Source organism: Alteromonas sp. 4NS20-0143 (assembly GCF_057542855.1).
Window position 1 is genome coordinate 780,521 of sequence record NZ_BAAJLR010000001.1, and the last position, 14,317, is coordinate 794,837.

Annotated in this window: 16 protein-coding genes; 3 read left to right on the plus strand and 13 right to left on the minus strand. The window is 43.6% G+C overall.

All coding sequences use genetic code 11. The features are described from left to right. Positions 1-45: 45 nt before the first annotated feature. Positions 46-477 (minus strand): YqaA family protein, encoded by a 432-nt coding sequence (locus AC27HD_RS03290; RefSeq protein WP_235207817.1) that lies wholly within the window; start codon positions 475-477, stop codon positions 46-48. 444 nt (positions 478-921) lie between these two features. Between AC27HD_RS03290 and AC27HD_RS03295 the strand changes: the two genes are divergently transcribed. Then, the gene (locus AC27HD_RS03295) at positions 922-1,347 is read left to right on the plus strand and encodes a hypothetical protein (protein WP_032095812.1); all 426 of its coding nucleotides are present in this window, start codon (positions 922-924) and stop codon (positions 1,345-1,347) included. 190 nt (positions 1,348-1,537) lie between these two features. Further along, positions 1,538-2,014 carry a YchJ family protein gene (locus AC27HD_RS03300; RefSeq protein WP_487103906.1) on the plus strand — a complete coding sequence of 159 codons (477 nt, stop codon included), beginning with the start codon at positions 1,538-1,540 and terminating at the stop codon, positions 2,012-2,014. Positions 2,015-2,127: 113 nt separating this feature from the next. Here AC27HD_RS03300 and AC27HD_RS03305 read toward each other — a convergent pair whose 3' ends face one another. Both AC27HD_RS03305 and AC27HD_RS03310 read right to left on the minus strand, forming a co-directional pair. After that, positions 2,128-2,493 (minus strand): DUF4870 domain-containing protein, encoded by a 366-nt coding sequence (locus tag AC27HD_RS03305; protein ID WP_032095810.1) that lies wholly within the window; start codon positions 2,491-2,493, stop codon positions 2,128-2,130. Positions 2,494-2,791: 298 nt separating this feature from the next. Then, on the minus strand, positions 2,792-4,273 hold the full coding sequence (locus AC27HD_RS03310; RefSeq protein WP_487103759.1) for a substrate-binding periplasmic protein: 1,482 nt from the start codon (positions 4,271-4,273) through the stop codon (positions 2,792-2,794). 319 nt (positions 4,274-4,592) lie between these two features. Between AC27HD_RS03310 and AC27HD_RS03315 the strand changes: the two genes are divergently transcribed. After that, positions 4,593-5,228 carry an SDR family oxidoreductase gene (locus AC27HD_RS03315; protein ID WP_487103761.1) on the plus strand — a complete coding sequence of 212 codons (636 nt, stop codon included), beginning with the start codon at positions 4,593-4,595 and terminating at the stop codon, positions 5,226-5,228. A gap of 300 nt (positions 5,229-5,528) precedes the next feature. Here the strand turns inward: AC27HD_RS03315 and AC27HD_RS03320 are convergent, their stop codons facing one another. From AC27HD_RS03320 to fabD, 10 genes are all read right to left on the minus strand, one after another. Next, positions 5,529-6,086 (minus strand): pyridoxamine 5'-phosphate oxidase family protein, encoded by a 558-nt coding sequence (locus AC27HD_RS03320; RefSeq protein WP_487103763.1) that lies wholly within the window; start codon positions 6,084-6,086, stop codon positions 5,529-5,531. A gap of 9 nt (positions 6,087-6,095) precedes the next feature. Next, a complete protein-coding gene (locus tag AC27HD_RS03325) occupies positions 6,096-6,875 on the minus strand; it encodes a TatD family hydrolase (RefSeq protein ID WP_487103765.1) in 780 nt (259 codons plus the stop codon). A gap of 43 nt (positions 6,876-6,918) precedes the next feature. Further along, the gene (locus tag AC27HD_RS03330) at positions 6,919-7,800 is read right to left on the minus strand and encodes an AAA family ATPase (RefSeq protein WP_487103767.1); all 882 of its coding nucleotides are present in this window, start codon (positions 7,798-7,800) and stop codon (positions 6,919-6,921) included. Positions 7,801-7,803: 3 nt separating this feature from the next. Continuing rightward, complete coding sequence (tmk, locus tag AC27HD_RS03335; RefSeq protein WP_487103769.1) at positions 7,804-8,427, minus strand: dTMP kinase; 624 nt, start codon at positions 8,425-8,427, stop codon at positions 7,804-7,806. Between the two features lie 95 nt (positions 8,428-8,522). Next, positions 8,523-9,632 (minus strand): endolytic transglycosylase MltG, encoded by a 1,110-nt coding sequence (gene mltG / locus AC27HD_RS03340; protein ID WP_487103771.1) that lies wholly within the window; start codon positions 9,630-9,632, stop codon positions 8,523-8,525. A gap of 2 nt (positions 9,633-9,634) precedes the next feature. Then, a complete protein-coding gene (gene pabC / locus AC27HD_RS03345) occupies positions 9,635-10,627 on the minus strand; it encodes an aminodeoxychorismate lyase (protein ID WP_487103773.1) in 993 nt (330 codons plus the stop codon). 201 nt (positions 10,628-10,828) lie between these two features. Continuing rightward, positions 10,829-12,067: a beta-ketoacyl-ACP synthase II gene (fabF, locus tag AC27HD_RS03350; RefSeq protein ID WP_032095801.1), complete on the minus strand. Its 1,239-nt coding sequence runs from the start codon at positions 12,065-12,067 to the stop codon at positions 10,829-10,831. 80 nt (positions 12,068-12,147) lie between these two features. Continuing rightward, positions 12,148-12,387 (minus strand): acyl carrier protein, encoded by a 240-nt coding sequence (gene acpP, locus AC27HD_RS03355; protein WP_032095800.1) that lies wholly within the window; start codon positions 12,385-12,387, stop codon positions 12,148-12,150. A 199-nt stretch (positions 12,388-12,586) separates the two neighbouring features. Beyond that, positions 12,587-13,327 (minus strand): 3-oxoacyl-ACP reductase FabG, encoded by a 741-nt coding sequence (gene fabG / locus AC27HD_RS03360; protein ID WP_032095799.1) that lies wholly within the window; start codon positions 13,325-13,327, stop codon positions 12,587-12,589. Between the two features lie 9 nt (positions 13,328-13,336). Next, positions 13,337-14,266, minus strand: coding sequence for an ACP S-malonyltransferase (gene fabD / locus AC27HD_RS03365; protein WP_487103776.1), 930 nt, complete (start codon positions 14,264-14,266; stop codon positions 13,337-13,339). Positions 14,267-14,317 lie beyond the last annotated feature (51 nt).

Sequence of the window (14,317 nt, forward strand, 5' to 3'; positions counted from 1 at the left end):
TATTTACTTTCAGCGTATGATTCTTCAATAAGCGCATTGAACGATTTATGACAGTATGAATAGTAGCAGTGAATAGCGAGCGGTTTTCGCCATAGTAACAACACAAAGGAAAAACCAAAAATTACTGCGAAGCACTCCTGCTACTAGCGTGATTGGGTCGCCAATAATTGGCACCCAACACAAAAGCAGGCTCCACTTTCCCCAACGGGTAAAAAAGTGAGAAGCGCGGAGAAACGCTTTTTCGCCTATTCTTAAAAGCTTTGTAGCGACCACCCTGCCGTATTTAAAACCCAGTGCGTAGTTCACCAGAGCACCTAGAATATTTCCACTGGACGCCACTAACAATAAACCCCAACCAGAGAGTCCATTGCTATACAGTGCTGTGATAACTATTTCTGAACTAAAGGGCAATATTGTGGCAGCCAAAAATGCACTGACAAACATGCCCGCATAACCAAGATTAACAAAGAAGTTCATTATGCTCTCTTTTTATAATTGCTTTGTCCTCACTGCCTTATCACTTTGCCTTAAACTCACTGCCCGAGCACTTTGCCTTAAACTCACTGCCAAATGTATGTGAGGTTATCAATAAAGGTGCAGCTCAATTTCTAAAAAGCCCGTGGTTACTTTAAATGTACACACAAGAAATAACGGGTATTTCCTATCTCTAGTTTCTTTACTTGTACTGACACCTGTACTGATACCTGTACTAATACCTTCAACTGCAAACAGTACCAGATTCAAATTTTACGGCGTAATAAAAATTCCTTTTATTTAAAAGCACTTAGATAGATTTCTCGCAGTTGTTCGAAAAAAACACAATCTACTGCTTGCAAAAGGGATTCATCACAACTACTGTATACACATACACACTGTATACTTAAACAGTTAAAATGGTTTTATAAAAATAAGGTATGTCCTATGAGTAATTCACCAGTTTGTCGATTCAATGCACTTCGCAACGCAGTATCTAATACCGCGGTTGAAAATGTAGTTCAGCTTCCATTACCCATTGAAGGTTACCCCGGTGAAGGAAAAGGAAGCTTTGAAGAAAGAAACGACAAGGGGTGGAGTTATCTTCTCTCTGACTCAGTAGCGTTTTCTAAAGACGTTGTAAATGCTATTCGCATTCAAAAGCCTGAGAAAGAGAAAGTACCAGAGTGGATAAGTAAGCTCATCACTGGCGGCCAATGTAAAACGCTGTATGTTGAAAATATAGATTTAGATTTACAACCCACAGACAGCGACATGATCCGCAAGCTCTGTGAACTTTACTCTGTGAGTTTAGTTAACGTAAAAGTAGACAATACTCAGCAGAGCAAAAATGTTGCGATTGGCCCCTGGTGAAACACAGAAGAAATAGAGAAGAAACACAGAAGAAGTAAAAAAAATGGAGAGAAAATAGAGAGGAAACAGGCAATATAGCAGTCTTATTTGGCTACGCTTTCAATATGCACTCTCGCAGTGCTTCCTCGCAATTCACTCTGGTAATGCGATACACTACCCCGTCATGAAACCCTAAGTGTAGATGAGTGTTATGCGTTGCTATTGTTGTTCTTCCGCTTCTTTTGAACGTTGTTGTGAGCCCTTTTTAAATGGTACCGAATCGCCGAAAAGTGCAGAGCAACTTATGCGTTCTCGATTTTCAGCGTATGCGACAAAACAGTACGATTACGTACTGAATACCTACACTCGTGAAAAACAAGAAGGCTTGACCTTAGAAAACCTTAAACAAAGTGCTGATGGCACCTTGTGGTTTGCTCTTCAGGTAACGCCCCACTCCGCTCAAGAAACAACATCTGATACCGTTGAATTTACGGCATTCTATTACGAAAACAAAAGCCTATTTCAGCTGCATGAAACATCAAATTTCCTTATTGAGGATAACCAATGGCGTTATCACGATGGCACGCTTCACGATGACTGTGGAAAAATAAAATACGGTCGGAATTTGCCATGTCTTTGTGGCAGCAATAAGAAGTTTAAGCAGTGCTGTGCAACAAAATTGCGGTAGTGAGTGTCGTCTTGGAATGTGCATGTGCATGTGCATGTGCATGTGGGCAAAGTGTAGGCCTGTGATATACATCACAGGCAAATAGGTATAGGTAACAAGCAGATGCTGAGCTTCTATACTTTAAAGAACTTGATACTCAATGGGTAATGCCACAGCTCGCCACCGTTGGCTTTTAACGCTGCAACAATCGCAAAAATTAAGTTTAGAATGCCCAGAATCATTAATCCGAATGCACCAATAAATATCAACAGCAGAATTCCGCAGATTATTGAATAGATAACCAAGCTTATAAGCCAGTTTGCCGTTACTTTACCGTGTTTATCTATGTCTTCATTTTGGTCTTTGTGGGCTATCCACATTACAATAGGCAAAATAAGCCCCAGCCCAGGTATAACGATACTCGCTAGTTGGCTTACATGTATGAGCGTGCAGTATGTTCGTGCTGTAAGCCCCCAATATAATTTTTCTTCCGTTGTCATTACTACTCCCTTAATTATGTTTTTAGAATGAGGTGTACATTGAATTTAGTTTTTCAACAGTTCATGGTTATTGAATGTTGTTTATAGTATCGCTGTTAAATTCGATACATCGTGAAAGCTTTGGCGCATTCCTACGGTGTAATTATTAGCAGCAATGGAAATATTAGTACCACTAATTTACCTCATTGGGTAGTCAACATACTGGCTGTTAGACAAGTTTTTCAACGTTACCCCAACAAACAATGCCCGATGCTATCTCTAAAACGCAATTCGGCACTCAGCATTCAATTTGTAGCATTCAGTATTCAGTCTGTCCAAACACTATTACGCCCTCGTCCTCAGTCAGCGAAAGTGATGTGCGGGTTGCATAATCAGCCAACCACTTCTCAGTAAGGTGTTTGTACTGGCTTGATTGTTTAAAAGCAGTTGACGCTTCAATAAGTTTTTCCACAAGTTCAGGGGTGGTGCCCTTTTTTGATACCGCTAAATACGTTGTTGCTTTTTGATAGGTAAAAAGTTTAGTGATGCTATTGCACTTATCACCTAAATCATCACAAATGATGTCCATTCCGCCATCGGAGAAAAACAGGTAGTCTGCACGACCGCTTTCAAGGGCTAACACAGCACTCTTCCAGCTGTTTTTAGGTACAGCCCAATAACCTGCCTTTTTAATAATCTCCTGTCTAAAGTCTCCCTTAAGCACCGCAATTCGGCTACTTGCAGGCAATTCGTTCAGTGAGGAAATGTCGGTATTACTTCCACGTTTGGAAAATATAGAATAGGCGTTTTGAGTTATGGGAGTGATCCAATGAAATAGATCCTCTCGTTCTACGGTTCTCGCTAGTGAAAATACGAGAACATCTTGTTTCATTGCACTTTCAATTAAAATACGCTGCCAGGGTGCACTTAAAATATCAGTTTTGATACCTGCTTCAACCAAAATGCTCTGAACCAAATCAACGGCGTATCCTGTAAGCTCTCCTCGCTTGTTTCGTTCACTAAACAACGGCTCCTCATTGGTAATAACCCAAGGTTTTGGCTGGCTATTGTCATCTACCAGGGTTTTGCCAAGAACGATGACTCCTTCTATTTCAGACACATTGGGCGAGTAATCTTCTAATACTGGCAGCCATCGACGTTTAATTTCCGCATACTCTGGACGCTTTAAAAGCCGACTGACTTCTTTGACTAAATCAGTGGCGTACTCTCTATTTTTATCTGTCTTTGGCATCGCCACGTAGCTGTACAACACGTTATGGGAATATTGTCTGCTGACGGTGGAGCAATCTAAGTCGTTTTGCTGACAAAAAATAGCCATACCAAGATCAGAGAAAAATATGGCGTCTACCCGGTCTTTTAGTACAGCATCTACCGCTTGATTCCAGGTATTGAACTGGTGCAAAACAAACTGGGGGTATTCACTCCCTAACTCAACTCGATAATCTCCCCGCATTACAGCAACAGAAATGGTTTTGTTTTGCGCCGTCAGTAAATCAAGATCAATGGCCTTTTTGCCATACAACCCCACTACGTTTGCCGTTAATGGTGCTATCCAAAAATATTTGTCTTCTCGTTCTGCGGTTCGACCAATGCCAGTCGCTAACATGAGTTCGCCGGTATCGAGCTCTTGAATTAACCGCGCGAAAGGCAATGGCGTCACATCAGCTTGAATACCCGCTAAATCGAGTAATGCGGTGGCAAAGTCCACTGAATAGCCTTTAACACTTCCATCGCTTTGAAACTCGCTAAATACAGGCGTATTTGCCGAAAGAACTTTCATAGTTTCAACAGCACTAACGTGCTTCATTTGAAAACAAAAAGTGGAAACAAGCGTAAGAAGTATCAACTTTACTTTGGGCACATTAAATTCTCGTAAGCATGTGTATACTAATTGTACAACAAACATCATTGCTTATGCCATTTACAGAAATTGAATTATTAACGTAAAGCAGGTGATAAAACGCGAGCATTTACTTTTATGTATATAAAACAGGTATTTTATCGCTTTGAACCGCAGTTACGTGCAATTTATCGACGTAACTGATCGTTTTTGATTGTGTGGACTATCAATAGGTACACACAATCAAGGAGGTATATTTATGGCGAAAGTACTCGTAATTGGCGCATCTGGTCAAATTGGTAAACAAGCGACAGGAAAACTCTTAGAGCTTGGTCATCATGTTATTGCACCAGTCAGAAGCCCAGAAAAATTGTCTGATCTTGATAACAGCAACCTAAGCGTTATTGAGCAAGATTTAGAAAAAGACTTTTCTTCCCACTTCGAAGGCGTGGACGTTGTCGTATTTACCGCAGGTTCAGGTGGTAATACTGGTGCAGACAAGACGATTATGATTGATCTGTGGGCTGCGCAAAAAGCCGTCGACTACACTAAGCGCGCAAAAGTCCCTAAGTTTATTATGGTGAGCTCTATCGGCGCCGGTGATCCTGACTCAATACAGGGCGAAATGAGACCCTATTTAGTTGCCAAACACGTGGCGGATGAATACTTAATAAATAGCGGTGTGAATCACATTATTTTACGTCCGGGAACATTACTCAATGAGCCTGGCACGCATCTAGTGAGAACTGACATGCCAGACAACCAAGATGAAGCAGTGATCCCAAGAGAAGACGTGGCTACTGCAATCGTGGAAAGCGTGGGACGTACAAGTGAGGATAACTTAATTACCTACCTGTTCAAAGGCGACGAGCCAATTTCTAAAGTATTGGGTTAACCACCTGCTAGGCTATCTGCTGAGCCGCCTGTGATTCTATATGGCGGCTCTGCTTCCTATTCCCCTCTTTTTAACCCTCTCTCATTTACTCCCTTCCAGCCTAAGTGGCAGTTGAGCTCTTTAAGAACGCTTCTTCAAGCTGGTTTTTCGGGCACATTTTTCAATCGAACTTTTTAATCGCGGTTTCAACCACTCGTGGCTAGCTAAAACCTCAAATTCGAGCCATTGCCTTAAGTCCTAGCCTTAAGTCCCAGCCTTAAGTCTCAATCGCTCAATCGTGAGTCTTAACCGTAAGTGGCATTACGGAATGAGCGACTGACTCACCCAGTTGTCATTTTCATCTTTTTCGTGCCATTCCCTATGCTGTGGATTACCACGTAAATTAAGGTAGTCCACATTTTCAATGTTAAGGGATAGTACACAAAAATGTGCGGGAACGATTGAATAATCCCCTTCGATGTTCAATGCAGACTCATCTTGCCTAGGCGTTCCCGGCCGGCCCCACAGAAACTGCTTTTTACCCGCATCAGAAAGCTTTTCCCACTGCGCTTCCACCAAATCAGGCTGTTCAACCTTAGTTACCATTGAAGCTATACAGTTAAAACGATACTGCTCGCGAGTTTTAGCAAAGTACCACGACACGTGACATCGGTTGTTTTCACTCAGCTGCTGATACTTGTCTGTACGTGTATCTGAAATCACCAACAGCTTGTTATCATCGGTTATTCCACGATGAACAACCGTTCTACAAAAAGGCACGCCCTCGCGATTAGCCGTGGCTATTTGAAAATATCGGCTTTCAGGTATGCTTCGCGTTTTATGTAAACTTTTCACTAAGCTTTGGCGCCATGATGGCATAGTCAGTCCTTACGCAGCGCTCTTCTTCGCTAATGCGAAAAGAGTATAAAAATTTTCAGTAGTAATACGTGCTAATTCTTTCACCGATATACCCTTAAGGTCTGCAATAAACTCAGCCACTTCAACAACATATCCAGGCTGGTTTTGCTTTCCTCTATGGGGCACCGGCGCTAACCAGGGTGAATCAGTTTCAATTAACAAACGCTCTAAAGGGATTTCCTTCACCACCTCACGTAATTCATCTGCTGAATTGAACGTAACGATCCCTGAAATAGAAATATAAAAGTCCATCTCTATCGCAGCTTGGGCCATTTCCAAAGATTCAGTAAAGCAGTGCAACACCCCTTTAGTACTCGGGTCTTTATGCTCTTTCAGTAAATTGATTGTATCTTCACGGGCGTCTCGAGTGTGAATGATAAGTGGTTTATTGGTGACGTTCGCCACTTTTATATGGTCGATGAACGAAGTTAACTGAACATCTTTACTTTCAGGGCTATAAAAATAATCAAGGCCCGTCTCGCCCACTGCCACTACGTCACTCTGCTGTGCTTTTTCTAGCAATTCATCGTAAGTGCATGCTTCATCTTGATGAAGAGGATGTACACCACAGGACACGGAGACATCATCAAATTCGGCAACGGCCTCTCGCATGCTGTCAAAATCGGCAACCGAAACGCAAACACATAAAAAGTGCTCAACGCCACGAGTGCGCGCAAAATTAAGGGTTTCAGCCAAGGCCTCAGGGCCCTGCTTTAATCTGTCTAAATGACAATGAGAATCTACAAACAAGTTACACCTTTACTCATATTAGTCGTTATTCGTTGGCCACTATTTATCGCTGAAATAACTTTAAAAGCCCAAATAGTACCATCGACCTATTCACCCCAGGATGTTGCAATGTTTTCACTACATCTACGCACTGTGCGTAACGGGAATAATCTGACGGCTGTTGGCTAGCCATATAATCGCCATGGGCTTTTTGCATGCACCACTGGGACGCTAGCACCGCTTTATCTTGCCATTTTTTTGCCAAGCGATGTGCTTGACTGTCGGCATCGCCCGCAAGCAATGCCTGAAAATCATCATTAAACGTGCGAAAGCTAAATTCTTCCTCACCTTTTAAAGCCGCTTCAGCGCGTAACGGCGCGTTACCATACGCTGCTAATAATGCTTCACTGGCATCTTCTACGCCACATTCGCGCAGGTAGTTCAAACTTAACGCTAGACTAGGTAGCGGCAGCGCGTGCTTTTCACATCGACTCAATATGGTAGGCATTAATTTTGTTATGCTACTGGTAATAAGCACGAGATAGGTATTCGCCGTTGGCTCTTCCAACGTTTTTAGCAGCGCGTTGGCCGCGGCTTCAGTCATTGTATCGGCATTGGGGATAAGCAGCACTTTATTACCACTCATCTGAGCTGTACCACTTAGTTTAGCAATGCCTTCGCGTATTTTATCAACACCTAACTGCTTTTCACTTTCTAAAATATACAGGTCGGGATGATTACCCGCTATACGCAGCAAGCAAGATGAGCATGTTCCACACGCGCCTTGCGCTGTAGGTGTTTTGCATAGAAGTGCGTTACCTAACTCTTGTGCCAACCTGTATTTACCGATACCACTTGCACCACTTAGCAATAAAGCGTGATGAAGCTTGTTCGCTAAGTATCGGGAAGTAAATGAATGAAAGACATCATTAAACCAAGGATACATTGGTTACACACCTACCACATAGTTATTGATTAAGGCCTTAACGGCACTGTGAACGCTTTCCATTGGCTGCATAGCATCAACAACTCGAATACTGTCATCGTTATTGGCAAGCGCTAGGTAACGCTCTCGGGTACGCTCGAAAAATGCGATCCCCGATTGTTCAATTCTATCAAGCTCTCCCCTTCCGCGGGCGCGCTCCAGACCAATAGCAGGCTCAACATCTAGGTAAATGGTAAGATCGGGCTTAAATCCTTTAAGGGCGATATGACTTATTGCGCTCATCGTATCGGGCGATACGCCCCTGCCACCGCCTTGATATGCTTGTGATGACAAGTCGTGCCTATCTCCAACTACCCAAACACCGCTCTCTAACGCTGGATAAATGCGATTTGTTAAAAGCTGAACTCTGGCGGCGTACATCAACAAAAGCTCTGTTTCTTCAGAAACCTGTTCATCCCAGTCGTGTTTTACACAATCACGAATAGCTTCTGCCATGGGTGTGCCGCCTGGCTCCCGTGTTTGCTCAACGGATTTTCCTGCGTTCTTTAAGGCATCCACGATAAGTCCAATGACCGAACTTTTGCCCGCGCCCTCAAGGCCTTCAACGACTATAAACTTTCCATTCATGGTTTCAAAAACATCTCTTTAATTGATTGCTATTCGACGAATAAGTACGGCTATTGTCCGGCCTCTACTAAGTTATTTTTAGCTATTACTTAAACTTAGCGTCGCAATTGGTACTGTCGTACGGCTGCATTATGTTCACTTAACGTATTTGAGAATTGATGACTTCCATCGCCTTTAGCTACAAAATAAAGTGCATCCGTCGTTCTCGGGTTTAAGGCCGCGCGAATGGCCGCCTTGCCTGCCATTGCTATAGGGGTCGGCGGAAGGCCTTTTATGACATAGGTGTTATAAGGCGTTCGCGTACGTAAATGCTTACGCGTTATATTACCATCAAATGAAGGTCCAATACCGTAGATTACCGTTGGATCGGTTTGTAGGCGCATGTTCTTGTGTAGTCGATTTACGAAGACACCGGCTATCAGATCCCGCTCCTCTGGTACTGCCGTTTCTTTTTCAATAATGCTGGCCAAAATAAGTGCATCGTAGGGCGTTGCTAGTGGCAAATCTACTTCTCGGGCTTCCCATTCAGAGTTAAGAAAATCAACAAGGGCGATATGTGCCCGGGTCAATATTTCGCTGGCTTTAGTGCCTTTAGTGAAAAAGTAAGTATCAGCAAGATAGAGCCCTTCGGTATTGTCGAGTTTTTCGCTCTTACTTACCCCTAATTGAGCTAACGTATTGGTTTGCGACAACAGAATAGACGTCATGTCTGGTGCTAACGCCTCAGCCTTTGATGATGAACTTGCAACGCCCGATAGCGAAGACGCACTGTCATTGGCTGCTTGTTGGCCCAAATCAAATTCAATTTCGCCAATGCCCTTTAGTGTATTGTGCCATTGAGCCAACGTTAACCCTTCAACCAGACTGACAGAAAAGAAGTACTCATCACCTTGTGTGAATATAGTGAAAATATCGGCCAGCGACTGCCCGGGAAGCAACATATAAGTGCCCGATTTAATATCTGTACTGGCGGCAAAGAACTTAAGCCACACTTTGGCAACAGTAGGGCTAATGTCAGTCATTTCTTTATTGCGAAGCTGCTTTATAGTTCTGTACGCGCTGCCCCCTTTTTCGATAGAAAACAGCGTATTCTGCTTTAACTCAAGAGGCGTGGTAACCATGTTAGAGATGTAATAAACGCCTGCTGCAGCGCAGAGCGAGGCGAATACCATCAAAAAAGTAATTACGTATAAAACACGTTTCACAATCATGACTCCTGTCTTTTCGATTGATAGCGAAGGGGCTCAACACCTGTTTTATTACTAAGCTCGTTTTTATACAGGCGTTTAAGCAACAGTGTTTGAAGAGTGTCGATGTTGTTGTGATTCACCGGATATAATGACGTACTACCATCAGCAAAAGTAATACTTTTTATTGGAGCGACCTTCATTAGGGCATTTGTAATAACCACGCAATCTGCCCGCATAACGTCGTTAAACGTAAACTCTCCTACCTTGTGCGGTACATTTTCTTCATTCAGTGCATTAAGTAAACATTGCCTGACTACACCATTTACACCGCTACCTGTCAGCGAGGGGGTGCACCACGTATTATTAGTGAAAAAGAAAATATTACCTGCACTGCATTCAATAACGTTACCTTGTGTGTCGCACACAAGCGCATCGTCAGCATCGGCTTGGTTAATTTCTCTTTTAATCAGTACTTGCTCTAAACGGTTCATGTGCTTGATGCCGGCTAACGCAGGCTGAATAGCCAATGCTGTTTGCGCACACATTAGGGTAACGCCCGTGGCAGAAAGAGAGTCGTAATGAGTAGGATATGGATGTTGAGTGAATCGAACTAACGGTGGATTTGCTTCATCACGACTGTATCCTCGCCCGGCCTCTCCGCCAGATACATGCACTTTTAATACGTACTTAACTTCTGACTTATCCTGTTGTGGCGGGTTTGATTCTCCCTCTGATAGCGCGTCTTTTCCATCGCCTATCTGTGAGGCTTCTTTTCTTTTTAGACAGGCGCTAGCTTGAAGTGCCTCTATCTTAGACCCTATAGCGCGTTCTAAGATGTGAGTATCAATAGACAGACCAATTGCCGCACAATCGTGGGATAGCCGAGACAGATGAAGAGACAGTAATTCAGGATGGTCGTTTACCACACATAGGGTAGTAAATACGCCGTCACCATAATTAAAAGCCCTGTCGCTTGACGCTATGGGCGTGTCACTGGAAATTATTTTCACTGCCTGCTCGGTATCTCAAGTGCTAATGTTAGTAGTGGGGAGTATACCAAGTTGTAGTGGGGAGTATACCAAGTTGTTGAGTGCAAACAACAAAGGGTGATACATAAGATGCATCACCCTTTGATTTATAAAAGCTCAGTGTAAAAGCGCATTATGACAAGGCACTGTAAAAACTCAGCTAAGCCTAACTATGTCGTGTGCTTACAAACGCTTGAAGATTAACGAGCCGTTCGTACCGCCAAAACCAAATGAGTTGCATAACGCATGGTCAGCAGTAAACATTTTTGCTTTATTAGCTACAAAGTCTAAATCGCACCCTTCGCCCGGCTCATCAAGGTTGATGGTGGGTGGCGCCATTTTATCTCTCAACGCTAATATCGTGAAAATGGCCTCTACAGAACCCGCAGCACCTAACAAGTGGCCTGTCATTGATTTAGTAGAACTCACCAACAAATCGTAGGCGTGTTCGTTAAATACTCGCTTAACCGCTGCAACCTCGGCGACATCTCCGGCTGGCGTGGATGTACCGTGAGCATTTACGTATCCAATTTCGGTGGGGTCGATTTTCGCGTCTCGAATTGCGTTTTCCATCGACGTTGCCGCACCTTCACCGTCTGCTGGTGGAGAAGTCATGTGATAAGCGTCACCACTCATACCAAACCCAACAAGTTCTGCATAAATAGTCGCGCCGCGTGCTTTCGCCGCTTCGTACTCTTCTAGCATTACCACACCAGCACCCTCGCCCATTACAAAGCCATCTCTGTCTTTGTCCCACGGACGACTTGCAGCTTTAGGATCGTCGTTACGAGACGACAACGCGCGAGCAGCAGCGAAACCTGCAATACCTAGCGGCGTAATAGTTGCCTCGGCACCGCCGGCTAACATTGCATCTGCATCGTCATAGGCTATTGTTCTTGCGGCGATACCTATGTTGTGAACCCCTGTGGTACAGGCTGTTACAACATTGATATTAGGCCCTTTCAACCCTTCCATAATGGAAAGAAAGCCAGAAATCATATTCGTTATCGTGGATGGCACAAAGAAAGGAGATACACGCTTTGGCCCACTGTTGAGCAATTTTGAATGATTTTGTTCAATTTGCTCTAAACCACCAATTCCCGAACCTATTGCTACACCTACGCGGTGAGCATTATCACCAGTAATTGGCAGCCCTGAATCGGCTAGTGCTTGTTTACCCGCTGCAACACCTAACTGGATAAAGCGGTCCATTTTTTTCGTTTCTTTCTTATCGATATAATCCAGGGGATCAAAATCGTTAATTTGGCCTGCGAAACGGGTTGAATAGTTACTACAATCGAAATGAGTGATTTCACCTATGCCGCTCTCGCCTGCGAGCAGTTTGCGCCATGTGTCTTCACTGTTAAGACCCAATGGTGAAAGCATCCCAATACCGGTAACCACTACGCGACGTTTTGTCACAAAAAGTCCTCGCTTTGGAACTAAGGAAGGAGAAACAAAAACGGCTCTAAAAAAGAGCCGTTTCGTAACTTAATAAAGACTTATGCGTCTTTATTTGCATTAATGTAATCAACCGCTGACTGAACAGTAGTGATTTTTTCAGCTTCTTCATCAGGAATTTCAGTATCGAATTCTTCTTCCAAAGCCATTACCAACTCAACAGTGTCAAGTGAATCAGCGCCTAAATCGTCAACGAATGAAGCTTCTGCTTTTACTTCTTCTTCTTTAACGCCAAGCTGTTCAATGATGATTTTCTTAACGCGTTCTTCAATGTTACTCATAATTCTAGGTTTCCCTTAAACGTCACTAGATAACAAAAGTGTCGCTAGTTTATTTTGCTAGGTCGTTCCTTGCAAGCACCAGTGTAAACTAATTTTCTGGTCAAACCAGCGACATTCGAAATTGTTTAAATACTATTTTTACATCCAAGTTTGGGTAAATACCACCCTAAACTCAACAAAATTCGCAAAAATTGCGAATTTACCCCATATACATTCCACCGTTAACGTGGATTGTTTCACCTGTAATATAGGCGGCACCGTCGCTTACTAAAAACGCAACAGTGGAGGCAACTTCATCCGGCGAGCCTAATCGGCTTGCTGGAATATCTTTAAAAATGGCTTCTTTTTGGTCATCAGACAATGACTTTGTCATATCTGTATCGATGAAACCAGGCGCAACAACGTTAATTGTTATGCCTCGTGACGCCACTTCTCTCGCCATAGACTTAGAAAAACCGATTACGCCTGCTTTCGCAGCGGCATAATTAGCTTGGCCAGCGTTACCGGCACTGCCTACAACAGAGCCAATATTGACAATACGGCCAAAGCGTTTCTTCATCATACCGCGAAGTACCGCTTTTGACAGCGTAAATATTGACGTCAAGTTAGTATCAATGATGTCCTGCCACTCGTCGTCTTTCATTCGAAGCAAGAGATTATCACGAGTAATACCCGCATTATTGATAAGAATATCAATGCCGCCGTCGGCGCTACTAATCGCTTTTATGGCTTCATCTACGCTGGCTTTATCGGTTACATTGAGTGCCAAGCCTCTACCGCCAAACGCTTCGAGATACGCCGATATAGCAGCTGCACCATTGTCACTTGTTGCTGTACCGATTACCGTTGCGCCTTGACTAGCAAGTGCAGTAGCAATGGCTTTTCCAATACCTCTGCTCGCACCAGTAACAAGGGCAACTTTACCGTCTAACTGACTCATTGCATTTCCTTATTGTTGTAATGCTTCCACACCCTCGGGTGTATTAACAGCAAGAGACTCAAGGCTCTTGTTAATTCGTTTATTCAAACCGGTAAGCACTTTACCAGGTCCTATTTCTATGACGCGAACAACACCTGCCGCGGCTAAATATTCAACCGTGCGAGTCCATTGAACGGGACAATATAATTGACGCACTAATGCGTTTTTAATTGCCTCACCTTGCGTTTCAATGGTTACATCCACATTGTTTACAATGTTAATGGCCGGTTCTTTTACCAATAGTGAAGTTAATGCGTCTTCTAGTTTGTCTGCAGCTGGGCGCATAAGTTCACAATGTGAAGGCACGCTTACCGCCAAAGGCAACGCACGTTTTGCACCTGCCTCTTTACACGCATTAGCAGCTTGTTCCGCTGCATTTTTTTCACCGGCAATAACCACTTGCCCAGGAGAATTAAAATTAACTGGAGCAACCACATCACCCGTTGCAATAGCGGTTTGCTGACACACGTTAGCGATAGATGAATCATCTAAACCAATAATGGCAAACATTGCACCTGCGCCAGCTGGTACAGCTTCTTGCATATACTTACCACGAGCTTCAACCAGTTTGACCGCGTCGGTAAAGTCCATAGCGCCACCGCACACCAAAGCGGAATACTCACCTAAACTGTGACCGGCAAGATAATCTACCTCTATGCCCTGCTCACGAATAACGCGCCATGTCGCCACGCTTGCGGCTAATAATGCAGGTTGGGTAATGTGAGTCTCGTTAAGTTGACCGTCAGAGTCGTTCTGAACAAGGCTCCAGAGGTCGTAACCTAGTGCGTCAGACGCTTCTTTGAACGTTGCCTCAACCACTGGGTACTGAGCTGCTAACTCTTTTAGCATGCCCACACTCTGAGACCCCTGACCTGGAAATACACAGGCTGTTCTAGTCATTCTTCTTCCTTATTATTGTATAAATCATTAGAAGTGAAAAATGGCGTGGTT

What these genes read in the sequence shown, in the direction of transcription:
- AC27HD_RS03320 (WP_487103763.1), bottom strand. Translation starts at nt 6,086, where the DNA reads ATGCCATCATGGCGCCAAAGCTTAGTGAAAAGTTTACATAAAACGCGA.
- AC27HD_RS03300 (WP_487103906.1), top strand. Translation starts at nt 1,538, where the DNA reads ATGCGTTGCTATTGTTGTTCTTCCGCTTCTTTTGAACGTTGTTGTGAG.
- tmk (WP_487103769.1), bottom strand. Translation starts at nt 8,427, where the DNA reads ATGAATGGAAAGTTTATAGTCGTTGAAGGCCTTGAGGGCGCGGGCAAA.
- AC27HD_RS03305 (WP_032095810.1), bottom strand. Translation starts at nt 2,493, where the DNA reads ATGACAACGGAAGAAAAATTATATTGGGGGCTTACAGCACGAACATAC.
- fabG (WP_032095799.1), bottom strand. Translation starts at nt 13,327, where the DNA reads ATGAGTCAGTTAGACGGTAAAGTTGCCCTTGTTACTGGTGCGAGCAGA.
- AC27HD_RS03330 (WP_487103767.1), bottom strand. Translation starts at nt 7,800, where the DNA reads ATGTATCCTTGGTTTAATGATGTCTTTCATTCATTTACTTCCCGATAC.
- acpP (WP_032095800.1), bottom strand. Translation starts at nt 12,387, where the DNA reads ATGAGTAACATTGAAGAACGCGTTAAGAAAATCATCATTGAACAGCTT.
- AC27HD_RS03295 (WP_032095812.1), top strand. Translation starts at nt 922, where the DNA reads ATGAGTAATTCACCAGTTTGTCGATTCAATGCACTTCGCAACGCAGTA.
- fabD (WP_487103776.1), bottom strand. Translation starts at nt 14,266, where the DNA reads ATGACTAGAACAGCCTGTGTATTTCCAGGTCAGGGGTCTCAGAGTGTG.
- AC27HD_RS03310 (WP_487103759.1), bottom strand. Translation starts at nt 4,273, where the DNA reads ATGAAAGTTCTTTCGGCAAATACGCCTGTATTTAGCGAGTTTCAAAGC.
- AC27HD_RS03290 (WP_235207817.1), bottom strand. Translation starts at nt 477, where the DNA reads ATGAACTTCTTTGTTAATCTTGGTTATGCGGGCATGTTTGTCAGTGCA.
- AC27HD_RS03315 (WP_487103761.1), top strand. Translation starts at nt 4,593, where the DNA reads ATGGCGAAAGTACTCGTAATTGGCGCATCTGGTCAAATTGGTAAACAA.